Genomic DNA, 569 nt, shown 5'->3' with positions numbered 1-569 from the left:
TCACTAGGCCAAACATAATGCCAAGAATAAAGAAGCTACAGAACGCCAATAAGTCGGCCATTTGGCTGTGGATCGAGATAAAACCGATTTTCTCAGCAAGGCCATGTACACGACTCTTCTCACCACTCACCTGAAGTACATCACCTTTGGCAAGAACAATGTCTAAATCCATTGGCATTTCGATTTGCGCACGAACTACACGGTTTAGGAAACAACCGAACTCAGACAGGTTCAAATCAGATAGACGTTTGCCGGCAATCGCGTCGCTCTTAACGACAATCTCTTCTTCCACAATACGCAGATCGAGAAGGTTACGGTCGAACACTTCTTTACCGTTGCGGAAGCTTGGGTCCAAACGAGCGTGGCTGTCAGGGAAGCCTACCAGTGCTATTTCATCGCCTTCTTGCAAAATCGCATCACCATCAGGGTGGGCGAGAATACCATTACGGCGAATACGCTCAATGTAACAACCCGTTTGGCGATAAATACCAAGTTCTCGTAAGTTTTTGCCGTCTGTCCAATCGATAAGCTCCGGGCCCACTCGATATGCGCGAATAATAGGTAGATAA

1 protein-coding gene is annotated in these 569 nt (G+C 46.9%); it reads right to left on the bottom strand.

The window, feature by feature from the left end:
• A partial coding sequence (locus R7P74_RS28195) for a TrkA C-terminal domain-containing protein (RefSeq protein ID WP_318123977.1) occupies positions 1-569 on the bottom strand: 569 nt, incomplete at both ends.

The sequence above is a fragment of the Vibrio sp. 2033 genome (genome assembly GCF_033339735.1).
This window is presented reverse-complemented; position numbering and strand designations above follow the sequence as displayed.